The sequence below is a fragment of the Pseudomonas sp. HS-18 genome (assembly GCF_020401845.1).
Taxonomy (GTDB): Bacteria; Pseudomonadota; Gammaproteobacteria; order Pseudomonadales; family Pseudomonadaceae; genus Pseudomonas; species Pseudomonas nitroreducens.
In genome coordinates this window covers 122,877-146,536 of the sequence record NZ_CP084413.1, presented here as the reverse complement: position 1 = coordinate 146,536, position 23,660 = coordinate 122,877, and the positions used below count along the sequence as shown (strand labels likewise).

Sequence of the window (23,660 nt, the reverse complement as noted above, 5' to 3'; positions counted from 1 at the left end):
GATGAGTACAGTGATCGATCACCCCGACCATTCTCACGCCGGCGACCACCACCACGGCCCCGCCAAGGGCCTGATGCGCTGGGTTCTGACCACCAACCACAAGGACATCGGCACGCTGTACCTGTGGTTCAGCTTCTGCGCCTTCCTGCTCGGCGGCTCCTTCGCCATGGTGATCCGTGCCGAGCTGTTCCAGCCGGGCCTGCAGATCGTCGAGCCGGCGTTCTTCAACCAGATGACCACCATGCACGGCCTGGTGATGGTCTTCGGCGCGGTGATGCCGGCCTTCGTCGGCCTGGCCAACTGGATGGTGCCGCTGATGATCGGCGCGCCGGACATGGCCCTGCCACGGATGAACAACTTCAGCTTCTGGCTGCTGCCGGCGGCCTTCGGCCTGCTGGTGAGCACCCTGTTCATGCCCGGCGGCGGCCCGAACTTCGGCTGGACCTTCTACGCGCCGCTGTCGACGACCTTCGCGCCGCACAGCGTGACCTTCTTCATCTTCGCCATCCACCTGATGGGCATGAGTTCGATCATGGGCGCGATCAACGTGATCGCCACCATCCTCAACCTGCGCGCACCGGGCATGACGCTGATGAAGATGCCGCTGTTCGTCTGGACCTGGCTGATCACCGCGTTCCTGCTGATCGCGGTGATGCCGGTGCTGGCGGGTTGCGTGACCATGATGCTGATGGACATCCACTTCGGCACCAGCTTCTTCAGCGCGGCCGGCGGCGGCGACCCGGTGCTGTTCCAGCACGTGTTCTGGTTCTTCGGCCACCCCGAGGTGTACATCATGATCCTGCCGGCGTTCGGCGCCGTCAGCTCGATCATCCCGGCCTTCAGCCGCAAGCCGCTGTTCGGCTACACCTCGATGGTCTACGCCACCGCCTCGATCGCCTTCCTGTCCTTCGTCGTGTGGGCGCACCACATGTTCGTGGTCGGCATCCCGCTGGTGGGCGAGCTGTTCTTCATGTACGCGACCATGCTGATCGCCGTGCCCACCGGGGTGAAGGTGTTCAACTGGGCGTCGACCATGTGGCAGGGCTCGCTGACCTTCGAGACGCCGATGCTGTTCGCCGTGGCCTTCGTCATCCTGTTCACCATCGGCGGCTTCTCCGGGCTGATGCTGGCCATCGCCCCGGCGGACTTCCAGTACCAGGACACCTACTTCGTGGTGGCGCACTTCCACTACGTGCTGGTGCCCGGCGCGATCTTCGGCATCTTCGCCTCGGCCTACTACTGGCTGCCGAAATGGACCGGCCACATGTACGACGAGACCCTGGGCAAGCTGCACTTCTGGATGAGCTTCATCGGCATGAACCTGGCGTTCTTCCCGATGCACTTCGTCGGCCTGGCCGGCATGCCGCGACGGATTCCGGACTACAACCTGCAGTTCGCCGATTTCAACATGGTCTCGTCCATCGGCGCCTTCATGTTCGGTACCACGCAGTTGCTGTTCCTGTTCATCGTCATCAAGTGCATTCGTGGCGGCCCGGCAGCGCCGGCCAAACCCTGGGATGGCGCGGAAGGCCTGGAGTGGACGATTCCGTCGCCCGCGCCGTACCACACCTTCACCACGCCTCCGGAAGTGAAATAACGATGTTCCTGTAGGAGCGAGCTTGCTCGCGAACGCTTTCTCCCGGTTCGCGAGCAAGGGCTAGGCGCCCCCCACGCTCCTACAAGAGAGGAATCGACTCATGAGCGACGGCAACATCGAAACGCGCAAGCTGGTGACCCGGCTGGTCATTGCCGTGGTCGCCATGTTCGCCTTCGGCTTCGCCCTGGTGCCACTGTACGACGTGATGTGCAAGGCGCTGGGCATCAACGGCAAGACCTCCGGCACCGCCTACCAGGGCGACGGCCAGGTGGTCGATCAGTCGCGCGAGGTGAAGATCCAGTTCGTCGCCAACAACAACATCGACATGGTCTGGGAATTCCACCCCGAGTCGGAGCAACTGGTGGTGCACCCGGGTGCGGTGAACCAGATGCTGTTCGTGGCGCGCAACCCCACCGACAAGCCGATGACCGCCCAGGCGATCCCGAGCATCGCGCCGTCAGTGGCGGCCACCTACTTCCACAAGACCGAATGCTTCTGCTTCACCCAGCAGGTCCTGCAGCCGGGCGAGCGCATCGAAATGCCGGTGCGTTTCATCGTCGACCGCGACCTGCCCAAGGATGTGCGTCACCTGACGCTTGCTTACACGCTGTTCGACATCACTGCCCGCAAGCCACCCGTGGCCAGTAACGAGCGCTGAGAAGTCGGTGGATGATCGTGCGAGCTAGAGTGAGGCAAGGCGGGACCGGCCGAGGAGCCGGAGTTTACGAGTTGTAAATGAGGACTCCGAGGCCGGCTCCAACGCAGCCTCACCGACGCGCAGTAGATCAGCAACCGACTTCTGGGCAAGGAGAACAAGAACAATGGCAACCCACGATCCCTATTACGTCCCCGCGCAGAGCAAGTGGCCGATCATCGCCACCATCGGCATGCTGGTGACGATGTTCGGCGTCGGCACCTGGATGAACGACATGAGCGCCGGCAAGGAGCACTCCCACGGCCCGTGGATCTTCTTCGCCGGCGGGCTGATCCTGGCGTACATGCTGTTCGGCTGGTTCGGCAACGTCATCCAGGAAAGCCGCGGCGGGCTCTACAGCCCGCAGATGGATCGCTCGTTCCGCTGGGGCATGAGCTGGTTCATCTTCTCCGAGGTGATGTTCTTCGCCGCCTTCTTCGGCGCACTGTTCTACGTGCGCCACTTCGTCAACCCGTGGCTGGGCGGCGAAGGGCACCACGGCATCTCGCACATGCTCTGGCCGCAGTTCGAGACCGGCTGGCCGCAGCTGAGCAACCCGGACAACAAGCTCTTCCCGCCGCCCAAGGAAGTGATCGATCCGTGGAAGCTGCCGCTGATCAACACCCTGCTGCTGGTCACCTCCAGCTTCACCGTGACCTTCGCCCACCACGCCCTGAAGAAGAACCATCGCGGCCCGCTGAAGATGTGGCTGGCGGCGACCGTGGCGCTGGGTGCGTGCTTCCTGGTACTGCAGGCTTACGAGTACCACGAGGCTTACAGCGAGCTGGGCCTGACCCTGGGTTCGGGCATCTACGGCGCGACCTTCTTCATGCTCACCGGCTTCCACGGCGCCCACGTGACCATCGGCGCGATCATGCTGAGCATCATGCTGATCCGCATCATCCGCGGGCACTTCGATGCCGACAAACACTTCGGCTTCGAGGCGGCCAGCTGGTACTGGCACTTCGTCGACGTGGTGTGGATCGGGCTGTTCATCTTCGTTTACGTGCTGTGAGGACGCTCCGCCCGCGACAAGCTCAAAAGCCCCTCACCCTAACCCTCTCCCAAAGGGAGAGGGGACCGTTCGGCGCAGGATGAAACCGTGGCGTCAGCCGGCACGGACAGCCCCCTCTCCCTGAGGGAGAGGGCTGGGGTGAGGGGAACGCAGGCACAAGGCTTCAGAGGAAGACAATTGCTCCAACCCAGAGCAAGACGGAACTAGAAATGCCAGGGCGCAGAGCTGCCGAGTTGGCCGCTGAAGAAGCCCCAGGCGATCAGAGCGAGAGTCAGGGCGGTGAGGGTGACACGCACAGTCAGCGCATTGACCACCCGCGAACCGTGGCCCTCGTCCTTGACCAGGAAGAACAGGCCACTGAACAGGCTGACGACGGTCGCCAGCAACAACAGAACGATCGCAGCTTTGAGCACTACCGGCCTCCTGTCCGCAGGGGACTGGGGTTGAGGGGGATGTCTTGCAGTATAGCCAGCACGCTACCGAGCACCGACAGGGCCGTACCACGCGCGCCTTCCGGCCCGGCATCGCGCCGACCCTGGTGGTCCTCGCGCTGTTGCCGGTGCTGATCGGCCTGGGTTTCTGGCAACTCTCCCGCGCCGCCGAAAAACGCACCCTTCTCGCCGCTGCCGAAGTGCGACGCCAGCAGGACCCGATCAGCATCGCCGAGCTCGAACGCCAACCGCCGCGCAGCTATGTTCGCGTGCGCCTGCAGGGCCAGCTTGACGCCGAGCACACCGCCCTGCTCGACAACCGCACCCGCAACGGCAAGGCCGGCGTCGAGGTGCTGCAACCCTTCTTCGACCGCGTCGGCCACCAGTGGCTGCTGGTCAATCGCGGCTGGGTGCCCTGGCCCGACCGCCGTGTGCCGCCGAAGATCGATACCCCCAGCCACGACCTGCTGCTGGATGCCTGGACCTACGTCCCGCTGCCCGCCGCGCCAACCGCTCCGGTCGCCGGTTGGCCGCGCCTGATCACCCAGGTCGACGCGCCCTTCCTCTGGGACCAGCTTGGCCGCGAAGGCCAAGCCATGGAAATTCGCCTGGAGCCGGGCGACGCCGCCTTCGACACCGACTGGCCGATCGTCGCCATGCCCCCGGAGCGCCACGTCGGCTACGCCGTGCAGTGGTTCGCCCTGGCCATCGCACTCTCCGCCCTTTACCTCTACCTCGGCATCCGTCGCGCACGGGAGACCTTCGACCATGACCGCCATGACTCTGTCTGACTCCTCCGCCCGCCGCCGCGGGCGCGTGCAACTGCTGCTGATCCTCGGCATGGTGCTGGGGCCAATGCTGCTCGCCACCGCCATGTACAAGCTGCAGTTCTGGGTGCCGGAAGGCCGCAGCTACCACGGTGACCTGATCGCCACCGGGCAGACCCCGGCCGATCTCGGCGTGCAGGACGACAAGGCCAGCGACCAGTGGCAACTGCTGGTCACCGCACCGGAAACCTGCGCCAGCGACTGCCAACAACTGGTCTACCTGGCGCGCCAGATCAATATCGGCCTGGGCCGCGAAGCCAGCCGCGCCGAACACGCGCTGGCCTTTGCCAAGCCGCTGCCGGCCGAGTTCACCGGCCTGCTCGACAAGGACTACCCGCGCCTTCAGCGCCTGGGCCTGACGCCCAACCAGCACACCGGCGCCCAGCCGCAACTGTGGATCGTCGACCCCCACGGCAACCTGGTGCTGCGCTACGACGCCAAGGCCAACGGCAAGTCGATCCTCAAGGACCTGCAGCTGCTGCTGAAGCTGTCCAACATCGGTTAAGAGCTCGCCAGCCCCAGACAACAACAAGATCGGGAGCGACGCATGATCCAGGCAAGACGCAAACCCGCCTTCTACCTCGCCGTGCTGGCCACGGCGCTGGCCTTCGTGGTCATCCTGCTGGGCGCCTATACGCGCCTGACCCACGCCGGCCTCGGCTGCCCGGACTGGCCCGGCTGCTACGGCTTCGTCCACGTGCCGCTGAACGATGCGCAATTGGCCCACGCCGAAATGCACTTCCCAGACTCACCGGTGGAGGCGCAGAAGGGCTGGAACGAGATGATCCACCGCTACTTCGCCGGTAGCCTCGGCCTACTGATCCTAGGGCTGGCGGTCCACGCACTGGTGCGTCGCGGCCGTGACGGCCAACCGATGCGCCTGCCGCTGATACTGCTCGCCGTGGTGATCGCCCAGGCTGCATTCGGCATGTGGACGGTCACCCTCAAGCTCTGGCCGCAGGTGGTCACTGCACACCTGCTGGGCGGCTTCACCACGCTGTCGCTGCTGTTCCTGCTCAGCCTGCGCCTGTCCGGCGCCTTCGCCCCGCTGCAACTGCCGTCGAAGTTGCGTGCACTGGCAGCCCTCGCCCTGCTGATGGTGATCGGGCAGATCGCCCTCGGTGGCTGGGTCAGCAGCAACTACGCCGCGGTGGCCTGCATCGACCTGCCGATGTGCCACGGCGAGTGGTGGCCGAACATGGACTTCGCCAACGGCTTCCACCTCACCCAGCACATCGGCCCCAACTACCTCGGCGGCCAGCTCGACAGCGACGCCCGCACGGCCATCCACATGACCCACCGCATGGGTGCGCTGTGCGTGACCGCAGTGATCCTGCTGCTGGCCTGGAACCTCCAGCGCCACGGCCTGATCGGCATTACCGCACTGATGCTGCTGGGGCTGTCGTTCCAGATCGGCCTGGGCATCAGCAACGTCCTGCTGCACCTGCCGCTGCCCGTCGCAGTGGCGCACAACGGCGGCGGCGCCTTCCTGCTGCTGATGCTGGTGCTGGTGAACTACCGGGTGCGCGCGCCCGCAACGAAACGCGTCGAGCTGCCCGCCGGCGGCCCGATCGCCCTGGACGCCCTGGAGCGCCCGGTGGCCTATCCCTCGCAAGGATGAGATTGCACAGTTGAGCACGACGGCCGGCCGGCGCCAAAGCGCGCCGGCCCCCATTCACCCGATGGAGAAATACCCATGGCCAGCGTCATCAGCACTTCCAGCCAAGCCAGCTGGCGCGACCTGCTCGAACTGACCAAACCCAAGGTGGTCCTGCTCATGCTGATCACCTCTCTGATCGGCATGCTGCTCGCCACCAAGGCCGGCGTGCCCTGGCAGGTGCTGGTCTTCGGCAACCTCGGCATCGGCCTGTGCGCCGGCGGCGCGGCGGCGGTGAACCACGTGGTGGACAGGCGCATCGACTCGATCATGGCGCGTACCCACAAGCGCCCTTTGGCCGAAGGACGCGTCTCGCCACCCATCGCGCTGGGCTTCGCCATGCTGCTGTCGATCGCCGGGATGGCAGTCCTGCTGGTGTTCACCAACCAGCTGACGGCCTGGCTGACGCTGGCTTCGCTGCTGGGCTACGCGGCGCTTTACACCGGCTTCCTCAAGCGCGCCACGCCGCAGAACATCGTCATCGGCGGCCTCGCCGGCGCCGCCCCGCCGCTGCTGGGCTGGGTCGCGGTGACCGGGCAGGTCTCGGCCGAACCGCTGCTGCTGGTGCTGATCATCTTCGCCTGGACACCGCCGCACTTCTGGGCCCTGTGCCTGCACCGCAAGGACGAATACGCCAAGGCCGACATCCCGATGCTGCCGGTGACCCATGGCGAGCACTACACCAAGCTGCACATCCTGCTCTACACCCTGGTGCTGTTCGCCGTGACGCTGATGCCCTTCGCCATCCACATGGCCGGCCTGGTCTACCTGTTCGCCGCGCTGGCCCTGGGCGCGCGCTTCCTCGACTGGGCCTGGGCGCTCTACTGCGGCAGCCGACCCCATGCGGCGATCAAGACCTTCAAGTACTCTATCGCCTACCTGTTCCTGCTGTTCATCGCGCTGCTGGTGGACCACTACCTGCCGCTGCACCTGAACTACTGAGGCCGGTTCGCGGGTTCGCTCCGAAGGGCGGGCCCGCAAGTCCAGCGCTCGCCCAGACGTCCCGACCCACGAGTACCCCATGACCCGAGTCAACAAGACCGTCTTCATCCTCGTCGCCATCGTCGCCGTGATCCTCGGCCTCACTGTCCAGAAGGTGCTCAACCAGCGCCACCAACTCGACCCGACCGTGCTGCTCGACGCCGGCATCGTGATCCTGCCGCAGACCCGCAGCGTCCCCGACCTCGCCTTCACCGACCAGGACGGCCAGCCGTTCCAGACCGCCAGCCTGAAGGACAAGTGGTCCCTGCTGTTCTTCGGCTACACCTTCTGCCCGGACGTCTGCCCGACTACCCTGGCGCAACTGCGCGAGCTGCAGACCAAGCTGCCGCCGGAAGTGGCGAAGAACCTGCAGGTGGTGTTCGTCAGCGTAGACCCGCACCGCGATACCGCGCCGCGCATCAAGGAATACCTCGGCTTCTTCAATGCCGGCTTCAAGGGCATCACCGGCTCGGAAGAGAATGTGCAGAAACTGGCGAATGCCATGAGCATTCCCTACATCCCGGCCGACACCAGCAAGCCCAACTACACCGTCGACCACAGCGGCAACCTGGTGCTGATCGGCCCGGGCGGCACTCAACACGGCTTCATCCGCGCCCCGCTGCACAACGACAAGCTGGTCGCCCAGCTCCCCAGCGTGATCAGCCCCGCCAACTGAGTCCCGCGACACCGTGTCTCACCCCCGACGGCCACCCGATACAGGTGGCCGTTGTTTTTTCTGCGTCATTCGTCTCGATACCAGGCAAACGCGAACTTTCTGCTAAACCTCATCTCATGGCTCTGGCGCGGTGTAATACGCGGTCTTGAAGCTTTCGGGTGATTTTCCTGACCCCGTAGTCAATGTAAAAAATCTGCTACACAAAGTCAGGCATCAGGAATGACTCATACTCCATATTAGAAACATTAATTAACACCTATGCCTGAGCCTGTTGCAGGATTACCGGGCCTTTCGGTGGGCGTGGGGAGTCTCTGATGGGTGGTCATTCACGGCGAGGATGACATTTCCGTCCGGTCACAATAGGCAATTAGGCTAAACACCAGGGTCCACGCGGCCTCGGTGGCGACCGGAAAACCACGGGTCCAAACGTGACTTGTAGTTATCGCTTCGTACCACTCCAGAACTTATTGATGCCCTCCAGGTTAGATTGCACAATGCCGCGGCCACCGGGTCACAGCCCGGTCCCACAATAAGAACTAGACCGTTGCCAGTTCGATAACCCGGGTCGCCAACGTAGTAGCCCGGACAATCCCAGGATCACGCAGGAGATTTGCGAGTGCAGATCGGTGTACCCCTCGAGACCCAAGCCGGTGAGACGCGGGTCGCAGCAACGCCGGAGACGGTCAAGAAACTGATCGGGCAAGGCCATCAGGTGGTCATCCAGAGCGGTGCGGGCGTCAGCGCCAGCCAGCCGGATGCCGCCTACGAAGCTGTCGGCGCGAAGATCGGCACTGCCGCCGATGCGCTCGGCGCGGAACTGGTGCTGAAGGTTGTCGCGCCCAGCGAAAGCGAGCTGGCGCAGATGAAATCTGGCGCCGTGCTGCTCGGCATGCTCAATCCGTTCAACAACGAGAACATCGCCCGCATGGCCGAGCGCGGTATCACCGCCTTCGCCCTGGAAGCCGCGCCGCGTACTTCCCGCGCGCAGAGCCTGGACGTGCTCTCCTCCCAGGCCAACATCGCCGGCTACAAGGCCGTGTTGCTCGCCGCCCACCACTATCCGCGCTTCATGCCCATGCTGATGACCGCCGCCGGCACCGTTAAGGCTGCCCGCGTGCTGATCCTCGGCGCCGGCGTTGCCGGTCTGCAGGCCATCGCCACGGCCAAGCGCCTGGGTGCGGTGATCGAGGCCTCGGACGTTCGTCCGGCGGTGAAGGAGCAGATCGAGTCCCTGGGTGCCAAGTTCGTCGACGTCCCCTACGAGACCGATGAAGAGCGCGAGTGCGCCGAAGGCGTCGGCGGTTACGCCCGCCCGATGCCCGCCTCGTGGATGGAACGCCAGGCCAAGGCCGTGCACGAACGCGCCAAGCAGTCGGACATCGTCATCACCACCGCACTGATTCCGGGCCGCAAGGCACCGACCCTGCTGCACGAAGCGACCGTCGCGGAAATGAAGCCAGGCTCGGTAGTCATCGACCTCGCGGCCTCGCAAGGCGGCAACTGCCCGCTGACCGAAGCCGACCAGGTGGTGGTCAAGAACGGCGTGACCATCGTTGGCCTGAGCAACCTGGCCGCGCTGGTACCGGCGGATGCCTCCGCACTCTACGCACGCAACCTGCTCGACTTCCTCAAGCTCACCCTGACCGCCGAAGGCTTCACGGTGAACCTGGAAGACGACATCGTCGCCGCCTGCCTGATGTGCCGCGACGGGCAGATCGTGCGCAAGAACGGCTGACGCACAACGCCCTTCTTATATATGAACGCCGGGCGCGAGCCCGGCCTCAAGACCGGTGAGAAACTATGGAAGACATGCTGATCTCCCACGGCATCTACAACCTGATCATCTTCGTGCTGGCGATCTACGTCGGCTACCACGTGGTCTGGAACGTCACCCCCGCGCTGCACACCCCGCTGATGGCAGTGACCAACGCCATTTCCGCAATCGTGATCGTCGGCGCCATGCTGGCCGCCGCTCTGACCGTCACCCCGCTGGGCAAGGCCATGGGCACCCTGGCCGTGGCCCTGGCTGCCGTGAATGTGTTCGGCGGCTTCCTGGTCACCCGCCGCATGCTGGAAATGTTCAAGAAGAAAGCGCCGAAGGCGGAGAAGCACTGACATGAGCATGAACCTCGTCACCCTCCTCTACCTCATCGCCTCGGTCTGCTTCATCCAGGCCCTCAAAGGCCTGTCGCACCCGACCACCTCGCGCCGCGGCAACCTGTTCGGCATGATCGGCATGGCCATCGCCGCGCTGACCACCGTCGCCCTGGTGTTCAAGATCAGCAGCGAAATCGCCACCACCGGCATCGTCTACGTGATCGTCGGCCTGCTGGTCGGCGGCACCGCCGGTTCGATCATGGCCAAGCGCGTTGAAATGACCAAGATGCCGGAACTGGTCGCCTTCATGCACAGCATGATCGGCCTGGCCGCCGTGTTCATCGCCATCGCCGCCGTGGTTGAGCCGCAGTCGCTGGGCATCGTGCAGAACCTGGGCGATACCATCCCCACCGGTAACCGCCTGGAGCTGTTCCTTGGCGCGGCCATCGGCGCCATCACTTTCTCCGGATCGGTGATCGCCTTCGGCAAGCTGTCGGGCAAGTACAAGTTCCGCCTGTTCCAGGGCGCCCCGGTTCAGTTCAGCGGCCAACACCTGCTCAACCTGGTGCTGGGCCTGACCACTCTGGGCTTGGGCCTGCTGTTCATGTTCACCGGCAACCTGACCGCCTTCGTGGTGATGCTGGCCCTGGCCTTCGTCCTCGGCGTGCTGATCATCATCCCGATCGGCGGCGCGGACATGCCGGTCGTGGTGTCGATGCTGAACTCCTACTCCGGCTGGGCCGCGGCAGGTATCGGCTTCTCGCTGAACAACTCGATGCTGATCATCGCCGGCTCCCTGGTGGGCTCCTCGGGCGCGATCCTCTCCTACATCATGTGCAAGGCGATGAACCGCTCGTTCTTCAACGTCATCCTCGGCGGCTTTGGCGCCGAAGCGGACGCTGGCGGCCCGGCCGGTGCGAAAGAAGCCCGCCCGGTGAAGTCCGGTTCGGCCGACGACGCCTCGTTCCTGCTGACCAACGCCGACAGCGTGATCATCGTTCCCGGCTACGGCCTGGCAGTGGCCCGCGCCCAGCATGCACTGATGGAACTGGCCGAGAAGCTGACCCACCGCGGCGTCAACGTGAAGTTCGCCATCCACCCGGTTGCTGGCCGTATGCCGGGCCACATGAACGTCCTGCTGGCCGAGGCCGAAGTGCCTTACGAGCAGGTGTTCGAGATGGAAGACATCAACTCCGAGTTCGGCCAGACCGACGTGGTGCTGGTCCTTGGCGCCAACGATGTGGTGAACCCAGCGGCGAAGAACGATCCGAAGTCGCCGATCGCCGGCATGCCGATCCTCGAGGCTTACAAAGCCAAGACCGTGATCGTCAACAAGCGCTCGATGGCCAGCGGCTACGCCGGCCTGGACAACGAACTGTTCTACCTGGACAAGACCATGATGGTCTTCGGCGACGCCAAGAAAGTCATCGAAGACATGGTCAAGGCCGTCGAATAAGACGACCGCTGATCCACAAGACACCGGCCTCGCGCCGGTGTCTTGCTTTCCGGCAAAGGGAAAACTCCTGAACTTTGGTAGTAAGAAGGCAACCGGCCGGGCGATTTTTCGACCTTGGTATAAGAGCCAAAAATCGCCGAGTCCCTAGACTGGCGGCCTCGCACTTCCTACTGCCCGAGGTTTTCCCATGTTCCGTGATCGCGTGCGTATGTCCTCCCTGTTGGACAAGGTGATGACTGCCGACCAGGCCGCGGCCCTTATCAAGGACGGCATGACCGTCGGCATGAGCGGTTTCACCCGCGCCGGCGAAGCCAAAGCCGTACCCAAGGCCCTCGCCGAGCGCGCCAAGCAGGAGCCGCTGCGCATCAGCCTGATGACCGGCGCCAGCCTGGGCAACGACCTCGACAAGCAGCTCACCGAGGCCGGTGTACTGGCCCGCCGCATGCCCTTCCAGGTCGACAGCACCCTGCGCAAGGCAATCAACGCCGGCGAGGTGATGTTCATCGACCAGCACCTGTCGGAAACCGTCGAGCAACTGCGCAATCACCAGCTCAAGCTGCCGGACATCGCCGTCATCGAAGCCGTCGCCATCACCGAGGAAGGCCATATCGTGCCGACCACCTCGGTGGGCAACTCGGCCAGCTTCGCGATCTTCGCCAAGCAGGTGATCGTCGAGATCAACGTCGCGCACAACACCAACCTGGAAGGCCTGCACGACATCTACATTCCAACCTACCGCCCAACCCGTACGCCGATCCCACTGACCAAGGTCGACGACCGCATCGGTAGCACCGCCATCCCGATCCCGGCGGAAAAGATCGTCGCCATCGTCGTCAACGACCAGCCGGACTCGCCGTCCACCGTGCTGCCGCCGGACGACGAGACTCAGGGCATCGCCAACCACCTGATCGACTTCTTCAAGCGTGAAGTGGACGCCGGGCGCATGAGCAACAGCCTCGGCCCGCTGCAGGCCGGCATCGGCAGTATCGCCAACGCGGTGATGTGCGGGCTGATCGAGTCGCCCTTCGAGAACCTGACCATGTACTCCGAAGTGCTGCAGGACTCGACCTTCGACCTGATCGACGCTGGCAAGCTGCGCTTCGCCTCGGGCAGCTCCATCACCCTGTCGAGCCGCCGCAACGCCGACGTGTTCGGCAACCTGGAGCGCTACAAGGACAAGCTGGTCCTGCGTCCGCAGGAGATCTCCAACCACCCCGAAGTGGTGCGTCGCCTCGGCATCATCGGCATCAACACCGCGCTGGAGTTCGACATCTACGGCAACGTCAACTCCACCCACGTGGGCGGCACCAAAATGATGAACGGCATCGGCGGCTCGGGCGACTTCGCCCGCAACGCGCACCTGGCCATCTTCGTCACCAAGTCCATCGCCAAGGGCGGCAACATCTCCAGCGTGGTGCCGATGGTCAGCCACGTCGACCACACCGAGCACGATGTGGACATCCTGGTCACCGAAGTGGGTCTCGCCGACCTGCGCGGCCTGGCGCCGCGCGAGCGCGCCCGGGTGATCATCGACAACTGCGTGCACCCGTCCTACCGCGACGCCCTCAACAGTTACTTCGATGCCGCCTGCGAGCGCGGCGGGCATACCCCGCACATCCTGCGCGAGGCCCTGGAGTGGCATATCAATCTGGAAGAACGCGGTCACATGCTGGCAGCGAGCTGATCCGGAGCCTTCCGCGGGTCATTCAGCAATGAATGGCCCGCCAGGGTTTACAGCCGGAAAAAAACCACGTAAAAACACTATTGAACAGATTTTTATCCCGCTCCAACTGTTCAGTTTCCCCCGCCGCCAACCTGGCCGGCAGACGCAAAAAGCCACAGACGCCCACCGATTGCGCACCAGAATGGAGCGTAACGGTACAGTTCGCCCCGAAAAAGACCATTACAGTTCAAAATTACAATCGGCTGACCAACCGCAATACAGTACAACTGTACCTGTCATCTCTGACTGAAAAGTCAGATCATATGCTCAATCCATTCAGCAACTGACTACTCGCCACAAGCGAGAAGGATGACCACCATGGAACGTACCCTCGGTTCCGCAGCTCTGAGCACCCCCCGTAGCACCTCCAGCGCCCACCGTGGCCTCGTCGGCACTGTTCGCCTGTGGCAACGCCGCATGGAAAGCCGCCGTCAGCTGGCCCGCCTGGACTCCCGCCTGCTGGCTGACGCCGGCATCAGCGAAGCCCAGCGTTACGCCGAACTGAACAAGCCGTTCTGGCGCTAAGCAGTCCTCTCGACATAACAGTCGAAGGCAGTTTCCAGCACAGAAAAACTGTACCGGAAAGAAAGCAAAAAGGCCGCTCTTAGCGGCCTTTTGCTTTTGTGGGAGAAAACTTACTGGGTACGCCCGTAGATATCCTCGAAACGCACGATATCGTCCTCCCCCAGGTACTCGCCGCTTTGTACCTCGATCATCACCAGATCGATCACCCCCGGATTCTCCAGACGGTGCCGATGGCCAGCGGGGATGTAGGTCGACTCGTTACTGTTCACCAGACGCACTGACTCGCCATTGGTGACCTTGGCCATCCCGCATACCACTACCCAGTGTTCACTGCGATGGTGGTGCATCTGCAGTGACAGCGACGCTCCCGGCTTGACCACGATCCGCTTGATTTTGAAGCGTGCACCTTCTTCCAGGACCGTATAGGTACCCCATGGCCGGGCGACGGTGCGGTGCAATCTGTACGCCTCGTGCTCGCTGTCCTTCAATTGCTTCACCACTTTGCGCACGTCCTGCGCGCGGTCGGCGTGAGCAACCAGGATGGCATCGGCGGTATCGATGACTATCAGGTCGGAGACACCGACAGTCGCTACCAGGCGCCCCTCGCTCTGTACGTAGGTCCCCTGGGTGTCGACGAAAATGGCGTGGCCCGCTGCCCGGTTATTCTGACTGTCCGGCGCAACCAGTGAACTCAGCGCGCTCCAGGAGCCTATATCGCTCCAGTCGAAGTGTGCCGGGATGACAGCAACCCGCTTGGAGTGCTCCATCAGGGCATAGTCGAGGGAAATGTCAGGCAACCCACCGAAGTACTCGCCGTTCAGTTCCTGCTGGAGCATGGCACCAGCTTCGCTGACCGGACTCGCCTCGAAACAGGCAATCGCCCCCGCCAGAAGCTCCGGAGCGTGCTGCTCCAGTTCGCCGAGCAGCGTTCCCACCGAGAAACAGAACATGCCGGAATTCCACAGGAAGTTCCCGCTCTGCAGGAAGTGCGTAGCGGTATCCAGGTCGGGTTTCTCCACGAACCGCCGGACCAGCGCGCCACCACGGTCATCCAGTTCGTCGCCGACCTCGATGTAGCCAAACCCGGTTTCGGGCGTCGTGGGGACTACACCGAAAGTCACCAGGTGACCCGTTTCCGCCAGGGATGCCGCGTGCCCGACTGCTCGTTCGAAAGCTTCCAGGTCACGGATCAGATGGTCTGCCGGCATCACCACCATCACCGCCTCATCGCCGTGGCGGGCACGCAGGGCAAGTGCCGCCAGGGCGATTGCCGGCGCCGTATTGCGACCGGAAGGTTCCAGGATGAAATGCCCGCGCTGCACCAATCGCGCGGCCTGGTAATGGTCCTTGCTCTGGAAGTAGTAGTCGCGGTTGGTGACCGTGACAATCTCTCCACCATTGCCCAGCAGGCTGGCCGCCCGGCTGTAGGTCTTGTGCAGCAGAGACTGTCCATCGGGAAGGGTCATGAAGGGCTTGGGTTGCCCTTCACGGGAGACCGGCCAGAGACGGGTTCCGGCTCCGCCCGAAAGAATGACGGGAATCAGCATGTTCAACTCCTTGCCGGCCCCTGGGGCCGTCATTTCTGCACCCCTGTGGGGCACGGGGCACGACGCCCGCCCGGATCAGGATGCGCTACTGAACGATGTTCTTGGATGGACCACTACTGAAGATCGGGGATCAGGCCCCTCGAATGGGAGGAGAATGGCAGCTCCGGCCGCCGCCCTAGATGAGGCGCTCCGCATTCTCGACGGCAAGTTGGCTGTTCTCCCCCCACAGGTGCTCCGCCAGGACTTCCCGGTACAGTTCGGAATGGCGGCGGGCCATGCTTTCGGCGGTGAACAGTTGCTGGAAACGCTCGACAGCCATCGAGCCCATTTGCGCTGCGAGCGCCGGATCATCCCAGAGTCGCTGCATAGCGGAACGAAAGGCCTCGGGATCGTTGGGGGGAACGACCAGACCGGTTTCGCCATGGATATTGATGTAGCTGGTGCCGGTGCCAATTTCGCTAGAGATCAGCGGCTTGCCGAACATGGCGCCCTCGAGCAGGGAAATGCCGAAGGCTTCGGAGCGAAGATGGGAGGGAAAAACGACGCCGTAGCAGAGTTCGAGCAGCGCGATCTTGTCGTCTTCTTCCACGCGGCCGAGGAACACAAGGTTCTGATCGACACACAAGGCTTCCGCCTGTCGGCGCAACTCCCGCTCCAACGGTCCGGCACCAACGATCACGACTTTCAGCGATGTCCCCTGCAATGCTTTCAGAAGAATATGCAGACCTTTGTAATACCGCATAACCCCTATGAAGAGGAAGAAGCGTTCGTCGCCCAGTCGTTCGGTCCAGCGGCTCAACGTTTCCTTGTTTGCACCCGGATACGAAGCCCGGTCCAGCCCGATCGGGATCACCGAAACCTTATCCTTGAAATCGCCAAGTATCGAGCTTGTAGCGAAGTAATTCGGCGAGGTGACAATTATCCGATTCGTCTGCCCCAGGAATCGGCGCATGAGCGGACGATATACGCGCAACAGGTGCTTTTGCCGAATGATATCCGAATGGTAGGTAACGACATTCGGCTTGCGAATACCTGCCAGATAATGCGCCACATCCATGAACGGCCAAGGAAAGTGATAGTGGATCACATCGGCCTGCTCAGCGAGCTCGCGCAGCTTGCCGATGGCCTGCCAGGACACTCCCGTGGAGGCGAGACTGAAATTGCGACGCACCTGGTGTACAAGGTGCCCACCCACGCGCTGCGGCTGCTCGACGGTACTTGAGGACAAGGCCAGCACCTCGCCCTCGACACCAAACCGCCCGCTACTTTCGCACAGCTGATAGATGACCTGCTCCACACCGCCGACCGACTCGGGCAGATATACCTTGAAGAAGTGCAGAACCTTCAGTCTGGCAGGCATGATTTCCATGGCAGTGATAGTTTCAGAAGTTGGCCTTTTCCCTGGAGCCGGCAACTTCCTTACAGCAATTTCATCCGCATCCTGAGCACTCATATTATTATAAGCCCTACATGCTGCTTGGCCGTCGCCCCTATATTACGAGACGCACCGGAATATATACGACAAGGACAACATCCATTTTCAACAGCGTAATCCCCGACCTATCCTATTCCAGATACCCAGGCAAACTTCCTGACAATAAAACTTGCACCGCGAAGCGAACTCCAGCGGGACGCTCCAGCGCCACCGAGGCAACTGTCGACTGGAACGACATCGCGGCATGTTCATCGGAGGCAGGCCACAGCAACGCCACCACTTCGCCACCACCCACCGTCAAATCGGGTTTCTCAGACGCCTGGCGCGACCAGGCCACCACAGGCGGATTGCGAAGATGGGCAGCGTGAGCAGCGGTAACCTCAAGGCGACGACTGTTCCCCGAAACACGAAAGGAACAAGGTGATTGGCATGCACAAGGCATGGCGGCATGCGCCGTCATGACTACCTCCTGAGCTCGCAGATCCGTGTCCACGAATATTGTTATGTGCCGTCCTCTGCAAATTTTCTTTGCGGCGGTGCGTTTGGATCAGGTAAAAACCATCTCAGAAAAAAGCTATTTTCTAGCGGAAGATGGAGAAATAGCTCGGGCCGGCACAGTGACCGACCAGTCATTCAGATGGAATACCGAATACCCTTCGGTAAGTGCCTAATAACAAATAATAAGCAGGACCGTCTTAGATGCTTTTCCTGATCTACTCTGCGACCGACTCCAGCAGTATCGAGAGCAGCCTTGGCCTTCCCGAATACAGCTACTATTTCGTCCTGAAGGAATTCCGCCCGATGCTCGAGAAGCTCGGCCGGGTGCAGGTCGTCAAATCGCCGGAGACAGAGGTCGACGCGATCTACGACAGCTGCCTCGCCAGCGGCGAGGATTGCGTCTTTCTCTCCTTCTCTCCCCCCAACAAGACTCTGACCACCCTGCGCTGCCCCACCATTCCGGTGTTCGCCTGGGAGTTCGACACGCTGCCGGACGAGGCTTGGGATAACGATCCCAACAACGATTGGACCCATGTACTAGCTCGCTTGGGTAAGGCGATCACCCACTCGGAGCACACCGTCGCGACCATTCGCAAGGCAATGGGTGACGACTTCCCGGTCATTTCGCTTCCATCCCCACTCTGGGATCGCTTTGAAAAGCTGCGAGTAAAGTACCCACCGACCGCCATCCGCAATCCGGTGACCCTGAGCGTGCGGGGGAGCATTCTCGATAGCGCCCGACTGTCCCTGGCTGCGCCAGCCAGCCCGGATACAGAGCTACCAGTTTTTCGAAAGTCCATGCGCTATCGCCTCGGGGCAACCAAGCGCCATGCCATCGAATGGTATCGCGATGCTGTTCGCGATCTGCTTCCTGGGCGCGTGGCCAATCTGTTCTCGCAGTTTCTGCGTCGGGCCAACTGGCGCCGCCAGCAACGGGCCCAGGCCCGTTTAGGCGCCCAGGCGCCGCAAGTGCAATCGATCACACTGGATGGCGTCATTTACACCACAGTGCTGAACCCCTGCGATGGCCGCAAGAACTGGGGTGACATGGTGACAGCCTTCTGTGAGGCATTTGCCGAGGTGCCCGAAGCAACCCTGGTTTTCAAATTCACCTACCTGAACAGCGATTGGGCCTTCTCGATGCTCAGCGATGCCTTGCGTCGCGTCCCTTCGTTCAAATGTCGAGTCGTAGGCATCCATGGCTACCTCGAGGACGACTCCTACGAGCAGTTGATCGCCACTTCGACCTACACCGTAAACAGCTCGGTAGGTGAAGGGCAATGCCTGCCTCTGATGGAATTCATGTCCTGCGGAAAACCCGCTATTGCTCCGCGGCACACTGCGATGATTGATTACATCGACGAACAGGTTGCCTTCCTGGTCAACTCCAGCGAAGAGCCGTCCTGTTGGCCACATGACCCGCGCATCATCTTCCGCGCCCATAAGCATCGAGTCGACTGGGCCTCGCTGCGCGATGCATTCCTGTCCAGCTACAAGGTCGCGACGGAGCAACCGCAGCGCTATATGGAAATGGCGAACAATTCGATCGCCCGCCTGTTCCTGCATGCATCCCATGCCAGCGCAACGCAGAACCTCGGTGAGTTCCTCGGACTCCGCCAAAGCATGGTCCCCGCCGCTCCCCGCCAGGAAATGGTCGAACTTCCTGACCTTTCTCGCCTGACCGGCCTCCACGATGCAAACCTAAGCGGCTGGTTCAATTCGGAGACGGGGGAACTGGTCCCCGGATTCGCCATCGCCCCTGATGACGTAGTGATTGATGTCGGTTGCGGGACGGGTGGTGCCAGCCTGTTCTGCGCACGGCAGGGCGCAACCGTACACTTCCTAGATCTCGATGCGGAAAAGGTCGCTGAAGCCAAAGAGCGGCTATCGCAGGTCGGCAGCGGCAGTTGCATCGGCATAGTCAGCGACTGCGCACCGCTGCCGCTCGAGGATGGCATGGCCAGCAAGGTTATCGCCATGGAGATGCTCGAACACGTACAAGATCCCGCTGGCGTGATGAAAGAACTAGTTCGGGTGGGGCGACCAGGCGCCCTCTACCTCATCAGTGTGCCGGATGCGAAAGGAGAACTGCTGCAGAAGAAATTCGCCGATCCTGCGCACTTCGAAGAACCGAACCATGTCCGGATCTTCACCAGTTCCGAATTGGAACAATTAGTTGTGGAGGCAGGCCTGGTCGTCGAGGGCCGGCAGACGACTGGCTTCTACTGGGTCATCTGGATGTGCTTCTTCTGGGTTTGCCAAAAGGCAAGCGGGGAACCTTACGACGGTGCAACGCTCGACAAGATCACGCCGCCCTATCCGCCGGTATTGAATAGTTGGGCCGATACCTGGCTGAAGTTCCTGCAGCTGCCGGATGCAGTCCCCATCAAGCAAGAGCTTGATAGCTTCCTACCGAAATCCCGCATCATCGTGGCGCGCAAACCGACAGAGCAGGCGTAGCCCCTTCTTTCTATGTGAACAAGCGATCGGACAATGACGACACAGAATAATTACAAGTACAACGCCAACGATGACGCCATCAGCTTGTGGCAGAAGAACTTCACAAGTCGAATTGGTGATGGCTCGGGCGACCCAGAGGAAGAGTTTCTGACGTACGTCAAGCTGGTCGCTCAGTTGAAGCCGACAACCCCATGGTTGGAAATCGGCTGTGGCCTGGGACGGATGATCGAACTGCTGGACACCGGGCGCAATGCGATAATCGGACTAGAGCCGGACCAGGATCGTTTTTCTGACTGCAAGAAGCGATATCGGGGCAAGGACAACATCGAGATCCTCAACATCACCAGCAGAGAGTTGCGGAAAACTCAACCTGCTGCTCGATTCGACCTGATTCTGAACTCCATGGTGCTACAGCACGTCTCTACCGGCATTTGCGATGAAATTCTCCAGGACATTCGCGAACTGCTATCTCCTGACGGCGTCGCTCTCGTCTCAACGACTCAGAATTGCAAGGAGCTGTTCACCTTCCAGATCAGCCCCAAACACCAGACACGCCAGGAGTTCGACGACTATGCCGCCAACCCAGGCCAACAGTCCTTCGGTATTCCCGTGCGCAAATTCAGCAAGGATTCTTTCCTCTCCGCCCTCGACTCCAATGGACTGGCCGTACTCCACTGGGGACAGTTCAGCTACATCCGCCCAGAGAAAGTCGATTGGTTTGCCAATCAGTATCAGGTGAGCAGCAGCGACATCAGGGACGTTGGTGACAGCCAGTACGCCCTGCTCAGGCGAAAGTGAGTACGCGAGATCAGCTCGCCTTGATCCAATCCGCAAACCCGCTATTTCCGCACTTCGGGGATTCAGATGCTAGGCAGTCTCTGGGCCTTTCGAGGCTTCGTCATCAGCAGCATCCGCCGCGAGTTCCAGGCACGCTACCGCAACTCCCTGCTGGGGGCGCTGTGGACCGTGCTCAACCCGCTGGCGATGATCCTGGTCTACACGCTGGTGTTCTCGCAGTTGATGCGCTCGCGCCTGCCAGGCGTGGACAATCACCTGGCCTACGGTTTCTACCTGTGCGCCGGTTTCCTGGTCTGGGGCCTGTTCACCGAGATCACCGGGCGCAGCCAATCGATGTTTCTCGACAACGCCAACCTGATCAAGAAACTGAGCTTCCCGCGGATCTGCCTGCCGACCGTGGTCATCGGCACCGCGCTGGTCAACTTCGCCATCACCTTCGTCCTGTTCCTGCTGATCATCAGCGCAGCCGGAGCTTTCCCCGGACCCGCGCTGCTCGCTCTGCTACCCCTGCTGGCGATCATGCTCGCGTTCGCGGCAGGCCTGGGCATGCTGCTGGGGGTGCTGAACGTGTTCTTCCGCGATGTCGGCCAGCTGTTTGGCATCGTGGTGCAGTTCTGGTTCTGGCTGACCCCTATCGTCTACCCGATCGCGATCCTGCCCTCCTACATCCGGCCGCTGGTGGAAATCAACCCGATGACACCGCTGGTGGGGGCGTTCCAGACGGTGCTGGTGTACCAGCGCTGGCCGGACTGGGCCTCCCTGTGGTCACCGCTGCTGATTTCGATCCTGCTCTGCGGGGTGGGCCTGCTGCTGTTCCGCGCTCGCTCGGGTGAAATGGTGGACGAACTCTGATGGGCACGATCGTCGTAGAGAAACTGGGCAAGGCCTACCGCCAGTATCCCAGCAAGTGGGCACGACTGGCCGAGTGGATCACTCCCGGCCGGCAGCTCCGCCATCAGTTGCACTGGGTCCTTCGAGACGTGAGTTTCCGCATCGAACCCGGCGAAGCGGTGGGCATCATCGGCGTCAATGGCGCCGGCAAGAGCACCCTGCTGAAGATGATCACCGGCACTAGCCAGCCCAGCGAAGGGAACATCCGCATGCAGGGCCGGGTCGCCGCCCTGCTGGAACTGGGCATGGGCTTCCACCCGGATTTCAGTGGCCGGCAGAACGTCTACATGGCCGGTCAGCTACTGGGCATGAGCATCGGCGAGATAGACCGGCTCATGCCCGAGATCGAAGCCTTCGCCGAAATCGGCGAGGCCATCGAACAACCGGTGCGCACTTACTCCAGCGGCATGCAGATGCGCCTGGCGTTCAGCGTCGCCACGGCCCAGCGCCCTGACATCCTGATCGTCGACGAAGCCCTGTCGGTCGGCGACGCCTACTTCCAGCACAAGAGCTTCGAGCGCATACGCCAGTTCCGCAAAGCGGGCACCACGCTGCTGCTGGTCTCCCACGACCGCCATGCCATTCAGTCGATCTGCGACCGCGCGCTGTTGCTGGAGGCCGGGCGGCTTGCGCTGGAAGGAAAGCCCGAAACGGTATTCGACTACTACAACGCGGCACTGGCGAACCGCGAGGAAGCCCTGATCCGGCAGGAGACACTGGCCGACGGCCGCGTACAGACCTCATCGGGCACGGGCGAGGCTCGAATTGTCTCGGTGATATTGCGCGACACCAAAGGCAGCGCCGTGGAAGCAATCGCCATTGGCCAGGCCGTGACCCTTGAAGTGGAAGTCTCGGTGGAGAAGGCGATTCCTCGGCTGATCCTCGGCTTCATGATCAAGGACCAGCATGGCCAGCCCATCTACGGCATCAACACGCACCGCCTCGACATGGCGCTGGAGGACCTCCAGGCCGGTGAGCGGGCGCGCTTCCGCTTTGCCTTCGAAGCCACGCTGGGCAAGGGCCACTACTCCGTGGCCATCGCCCTCTCCGCCTACGACTCGCACCTGGACAAGAATTATGAATGGCGCGATCACAGCCTCATTTTCCACGTCCTCAACCAGGGCAAGGAAGACTTCGTCGGCTCGACCTGGCTGGGCGCCCGAGCGCAAGTAGAGAAGGTCGGTGCATGAGGTCCGTGCCGCGGGTCGTGCTCAATGCCAGCATCCTGCTTGCCCCGCAAGCCGGCATCGGCCGGTATGTCGGTGAGCTGAGCCGCGCCCTGCAGCAGCGAACCGACGTTCACCTCTCGTTCACCTACGGTCTGCACCATGGTCCGCAGTTGCCTGCCCAGGGGCTGAGCCACTACTCGCTGCTGCGCGATCTGGCGAAACGCCTGCTGCCGTCGCCTTACCAGGCCAAGCGCTGGGTGGAGCGCCGCACCCTCAGGCGCGCCCTCGACGAGCAGAATGCCGACCTGTACCACGAGCCTTCGCTGTGGCCGCAGCGTGTCGATCGCCCGATGGTGTTCACCCTGCATGACCTGACCCACGTTCATTATCCGCAGACACAGCCAGCGGATCGGCTGCGCGCCATCGAAAAAAGCCTGGACCACGCCCTGGGCAATGCGCGCAGAATTCTCTGCGTCTCCGAGTCCACTGCCCAGCAAGCCATGCAGCACTACGGCCTGAACCGTGAGCGCCTGTGTGTCACACCCCTGGGCGTCTCAGCGCATTTCCGGCCATGCAGCGCGGATCAATCCTTGCCGACACTGCAGCCCCTCGGCCTGCGCCATCGTAAATTCCTGCTCTGCGTTGGCACCCTCGAACCACGCAAGAACCTCGAACTGGTGTTCCAGGCCGTTCAGCACCTGCCCTCCTCCTTCCTCGAGCACTGCCCGCTGGTGCTTGCCGGCGCTCGCGGCTGGGGAGAAATCCCACTCTCACTGGCGCAACTGGAGCGCAAAGGACACCTGATCCGCACCGGCTATCTGGAGCGCGAGCCATTGCATCTGCTGATGGGCTCGGCACGCACGCTGCTGTTCCCTTCCCTGTATGAGGGTTTCGGCCTGCCCATTCTCGAGGCGATGGCCAGCGGCACCCCGGTGATCACCTCCAACTGTTCCTCCATGCCGGAGGTCGGCGGAGAAGCCGCGGTATATATCGATCCGACACAGCCGGAACAGCTGGCCGAGGCAATCCTGCGCCTTCATGAAGACGACGCCTTGTGGGCAACCTTGCAGCTGGCGGGACTCAAGCGCGCAGGCGAATTCTCCTGGGAGCGAACCGCGGAACTGACGATGAGCGCCTACCGCGCAGCGCTGAGCTAGCCCGCAGCAGAACAATCGTGCGTCCT

General features: G+C 62.3%; 22 protein-coding genes. 18 read left to right on the top strand and 4 right to left on the bottom strand.

Going from position 1 to position 23,660, the window contains the following annotated elements; translation table 11 throughout:
* Position 1 precedes the first annotated feature (1 nt).
* From ctaD to LDJ84_RS00665, 3 genes are all read left to right on the top strand, one after another.
* A complete protein-coding gene (ctaD, locus tag LDJ84_RS00675) occupies positions 2-1,597 on the top strand; it encodes a cytochrome c oxidase subunit I (RefSeq protein ID WP_024763722.1) in 1,596 nt (531 codons plus the stop codon).
* 100 nt (positions 1,598-1,697) lie between these two features.
* Positions 1,698-2,255, top strand: coding sequence for a cytochrome c oxidase assembly protein (locus tag LDJ84_RS00670; RefSeq protein ID WP_169935228.1), 558 nt, complete (start codon positions 1,698-1,700; stop codon positions 2,253-2,255).
* 163 nt (positions 2,256-2,418) lie between these two features.
* A complete protein-coding gene (locus LDJ84_RS00665; protein ID WP_226045750.1) occupies positions 2,419-3,306 on the top strand; it encodes a cytochrome c oxidase subunit 3 in 888 nt (295 codons plus the stop codon).
* A gap of 203 nt (positions 3,307-3,509) precedes the next feature.
* Here LDJ84_RS00665 and LDJ84_RS00660 read toward each other — a convergent pair whose 3' ends face one another.
* Positions 3,510-3,719, bottom strand: coding sequence for a twin transmembrane helix small protein (locus LDJ84_RS00660; protein WP_037011706.1), 210 nt, complete (start codon positions 3,717-3,719; stop codon positions 3,510-3,512).
* Between the two features lie 44 nt (positions 3,720-3,763).
* Here LDJ84_RS00660 and LDJ84_RS00655 point away from each other — a divergent pair, with 44 nt between their 5' ends.
* The 10 genes from LDJ84_RS00655 to LDJ84_RS00610 all read left to right on the top strand — a co-directional run bounded on the left by LDJ84_RS00655 (position 3,764) and on the right by LDJ84_RS00610 (position 13,679).
* On the top strand, positions 3,764-4,528 hold the full coding sequence (locus tag LDJ84_RS00655) for an SURF1 family protein (protein ID WP_226045749.1): 765 nt from the start codon (positions 3,764-3,766) through the stop codon (positions 4,526-4,528).
* Complete coding sequence (locus tag LDJ84_RS00650) at positions 4,506-5,069, top strand: hypothetical protein (RefSeq protein ID WP_226045748.1); 564 nt, start codon at positions 4,506-4,508, stop codon at positions 5,067-5,069. The genes LDJ84_RS00655 and LDJ84_RS00650 overlap by 23 nt, the downstream gene beginning before the upstream one ends.
* Before the next feature lie 42 nt (positions 5,070-5,111).
* Positions 5,112-6,185 carry a COX15/CtaA family protein gene (locus LDJ84_RS00645; RefSeq protein WP_065327718.1) on the top strand — a complete coding sequence of 358 codons (1,074 nt, stop codon included), beginning with the start codon at positions 5,112-5,114 and terminating at the stop codon, positions 6,183-6,185.
* A 75-nt stretch (positions 6,186-6,260) separates the two neighbouring features.
* The gene (gene cyoE / locus LDJ84_RS00640) at positions 6,261-7,163 is read left to right on the top strand and encodes a heme o synthase (RefSeq protein WP_226045747.1); all 903 of its coding nucleotides are present in this window, start codon (positions 6,261-6,263) and stop codon (positions 7,161-7,163) included.
* Between the two features lie 79 nt (positions 7,164-7,242).
* Positions 7,243-7,878 (top strand): SCO family protein, encoded by a 636-nt coding sequence (locus LDJ84_RS00635; protein ID WP_226045746.1) that lies wholly within the window; start codon positions 7,243-7,245, stop codon positions 7,876-7,878.
* A gap of 616 nt (positions 7,879-8,494) precedes the next feature.
* On the top strand, positions 8,495-9,613 hold the full coding sequence (locus tag LDJ84_RS00630) for a Re/Si-specific NAD(P)(+) transhydrogenase subunit alpha (RefSeq protein ID WP_024763715.1): 1,119 nt from the start codon (positions 8,495-8,497) through the stop codon (positions 9,611-9,613).
* 65 nt (positions 9,614-9,678) lie between these two features.
* Complete coding sequence (locus LDJ84_RS00625) at positions 9,679-9,993, top strand: NAD(P) transhydrogenase subunit alpha (RefSeq protein ID WP_015474896.1); 315 nt, start codon at positions 9,679-9,681, stop codon at positions 9,991-9,993.
* Between the two features lies 1 nt (position 9,994).
* Positions 9,995-11,431, top strand: coding sequence for an NAD(P)(+) transhydrogenase (Re/Si-specific) subunit beta (locus LDJ84_RS00620; RefSeq protein WP_024763714.1), 1,437 nt, complete (start codon positions 9,995-9,997; stop codon positions 11,429-11,431).
* 187 nt (positions 11,432-11,618) lie between these two features.
* Positions 11,619-13,115: an acetyl-CoA hydrolase/transferase family protein gene (locus LDJ84_RS00615; RefSeq protein WP_024763713.1), complete on the top strand. Its 1,497-nt coding sequence runs from the start codon at positions 11,619-11,621 to the stop codon at positions 13,113-13,115.
* A 357-nt stretch (positions 13,116-13,472) separates the two neighbouring features.
* The gene (locus LDJ84_RS00610; RefSeq protein ID WP_024763712.1) at positions 13,473-13,679 is read left to right on the top strand and encodes a DUF1127 domain-containing protein; all 207 of its coding nucleotides are present in this window, start codon (positions 13,473-13,475) and stop codon (positions 13,677-13,679) included.
* A 110-nt stretch (positions 13,680-13,789) separates the two neighbouring features.
* Here the strand turns inward: LDJ84_RS00610 and LDJ84_RS00605 are convergent, their stop codons facing one another.
* The 3 genes from LDJ84_RS00605 to LDJ84_RS00595 all read right to left on the bottom strand — a co-directional run bounded on the left by LDJ84_RS00605 (position 13,790) and on the right by LDJ84_RS00595 (position 17,121).
* Complete coding sequence (locus LDJ84_RS00605; protein ID WP_024763711.1) at positions 13,790-15,226, bottom strand: mannose-1-phosphate guanylyltransferase/mannose-6-phosphate isomerase; 1,437 nt, start codon at positions 15,224-15,226, stop codon at positions 13,790-13,792.
* A 175-nt stretch (positions 15,227-15,401) separates the two neighbouring features.
* A complete protein-coding gene (locus tag LDJ84_RS00600; RefSeq protein WP_024763710.1) occupies positions 15,402-16,574 on the bottom strand; it encodes a glycosyltransferase family 4 protein in 1,173 nt (390 codons plus the stop codon).
* 217 nt (positions 16,575-16,791) lie between these two features.
* A complete protein-coding gene (locus LDJ84_RS00595; RefSeq protein WP_141678451.1) occupies positions 16,792-17,121 on the bottom strand; it encodes a hypothetical protein in 330 nt (109 codons plus the stop codon).
* 239 nt (positions 17,122-17,360) lie between these two features.
* On the opposite strand from LDJ84_RS00595, the gene LDJ84_RS00590 reads away from it, so the two are divergent.
* The 5 genes from LDJ84_RS00590 (at position 17,361) to LDJ84_RS00570 (ending at position 23,634) form a co-directional block, all read left to right on the top strand.
* Positions 17,361-19,619, top strand: coding sequence for a methyltransferase domain-containing protein (locus LDJ84_RS00590; protein ID WP_226045745.1), 2,259 nt, complete (start codon positions 17,361-17,363; stop codon positions 19,617-19,619).
* Between the two features lie 33 nt (positions 19,620-19,652).
* A complete protein-coding gene (locus tag LDJ84_RS00585; protein WP_226045744.1) occupies positions 19,653-20,417 on the top strand; it encodes a class I SAM-dependent methyltransferase in 765 nt (254 codons plus the stop codon).
* A gap of 66 nt (positions 20,418-20,483) precedes the next feature.
* Positions 20,484-21,269, top strand: coding sequence for an ABC transporter permease (locus tag LDJ84_RS00580; RefSeq protein WP_037006843.1), 786 nt, complete (start codon positions 20,484-20,486; stop codon positions 21,267-21,269).
* Positions 21,269-22,498, top strand: coding sequence for an ABC transporter ATP-binding protein (locus tag LDJ84_RS00575; protein ID WP_226045743.1), 1,230 nt, complete (start codon positions 21,269-21,271; stop codon positions 22,496-22,498). Before LDJ84_RS00580 ends, LDJ84_RS00575 begins: the two co-directional genes overlap by 1 nt.
* Positions 22,495-23,634, top strand: coding sequence for a glycosyltransferase family 4 protein (locus tag LDJ84_RS00570; protein ID WP_169889486.1), 1,140 nt, complete (start codon positions 22,495-22,497; stop codon positions 23,632-23,634). Before LDJ84_RS00575 ends, LDJ84_RS00570 begins: the two co-directional genes overlap by 4 nt.
* The last annotated feature ends 26 nt before the right edge of the window (positions 23,635-23,660 follow it).

What these genes read in the sequence shown, in the direction of transcription:
- ctaD (WP_024763722.1), top strand. Translation starts at nt 2, where the DNA reads ATGAGTACAGTGATCGATCACCCCGACCATTCTCACGCCGGCGACCAC.
- LDJ84_RS00670 (WP_169935228.1), top strand. Translation starts at nt 1,698, where the DNA reads ATGAGCGACGGCAACATCGAAACGCGCAAGCTGGTGACCCGGCTGGTC.
- LDJ84_RS00665 (WP_226045750.1), top strand. Translation starts at nt 2,419, where the DNA reads ATGGCAACCCACGATCCCTATTACGTCCCCGCGCAGAGCAAGTGGCCG.
- LDJ84_RS00650 (WP_226045748.1), top strand. Translation starts at nt 4,506, where the DNA reads ATGACCGCCATGACTCTGTCTGACTCCTCCGCCCGCCGCCGCGGGCGC.
- LDJ84_RS00645 (WP_065327718.1), top strand. Translation starts at nt 5,112, where the DNA reads ATGATCCAGGCAAGACGCAAACCCGCCTTCTACCTCGCCGTGCTGGCC.
- cyoE (WP_226045747.1), top strand. Translation starts at nt 6,261, where the DNA reads ATGGCCAGCGTCATCAGCACTTCCAGCCAAGCCAGCTGGCGCGACCTG.
- LDJ84_RS00635 (WP_226045746.1), top strand. Translation starts at nt 7,243, where the DNA reads ATGACCCGAGTCAACAAGACCGTCTTCATCCTCGTCGCCATCGTCGCC.
- LDJ84_RS00625 (WP_015474896.1), top strand. Translation starts at nt 9,679, where the DNA reads ATGGAAGACATGCTGATCTCCCACGGCATCTACAACCTGATCATCTTC.
- LDJ84_RS00620 (WP_024763714.1), top strand. Translation starts at nt 9,995, where the DNA reads ATGAGCATGAACCTCGTCACCCTCCTCTACCTCATCGCCTCGGTCTGC.
- LDJ84_RS00615 (WP_024763713.1), top strand. Translation starts at nt 11,619, where the DNA reads ATGTTCCGTGATCGCGTGCGTATGTCCTCCCTGTTGGACAAGGTGATG.
- LDJ84_RS00610 (WP_024763712.1), top strand. Translation starts at nt 13,473, where the DNA reads ATGGAACGTACCCTCGGTTCCGCAGCTCTGAGCACCCCCCGTAGCACC.
- LDJ84_RS00605 (WP_024763711.1), bottom strand. Translation starts at nt 15,226, where the DNA reads ATGCTGATTCCCGTCATTCTTTCGGGCGGAGCCGGAACCCGTCTCTGG.
- LDJ84_RS00595 (WP_141678451.1), bottom strand. Translation starts at nt 17,121, where the DNA reads ATGACGGCGCATGCCGCCATGCCTTGTGCATGCCAATCACCTTGTTCC.
- LDJ84_RS00590 (WP_226045745.1), top strand. Translation starts at nt 17,361, where the DNA reads ATGCTTTTCCTGATCTACTCTGCGACCGACTCCAGCAGTATCGAGAGC.
- LDJ84_RS00585 (WP_226045744.1), top strand. Translation starts at nt 19,653, where the DNA reads ATGACGACACAGAATAATTACAAGTACAACGCCAACGATGACGCCATC.
- LDJ84_RS00580 (WP_037006843.1), top strand. Translation starts at nt 20,484, where the DNA reads ATGCTAGGCAGTCTCTGGGCCTTTCGAGGCTTCGTCATCAGCAGCATC.
- LDJ84_RS00575 (WP_226045743.1), top strand. Translation starts at nt 21,269, where the DNA reads ATGGGCACGATCGTCGTAGAGAAACTGGGCAAGGCCTACCGCCAGTAT.
- LDJ84_RS00570 (WP_169889486.1), top strand. Translation starts at nt 22,495, where the DNA reads ATGAGGTCCGTGCCGCGGGTCGTGCTCAATGCCAGCATCCTGCTTGCC.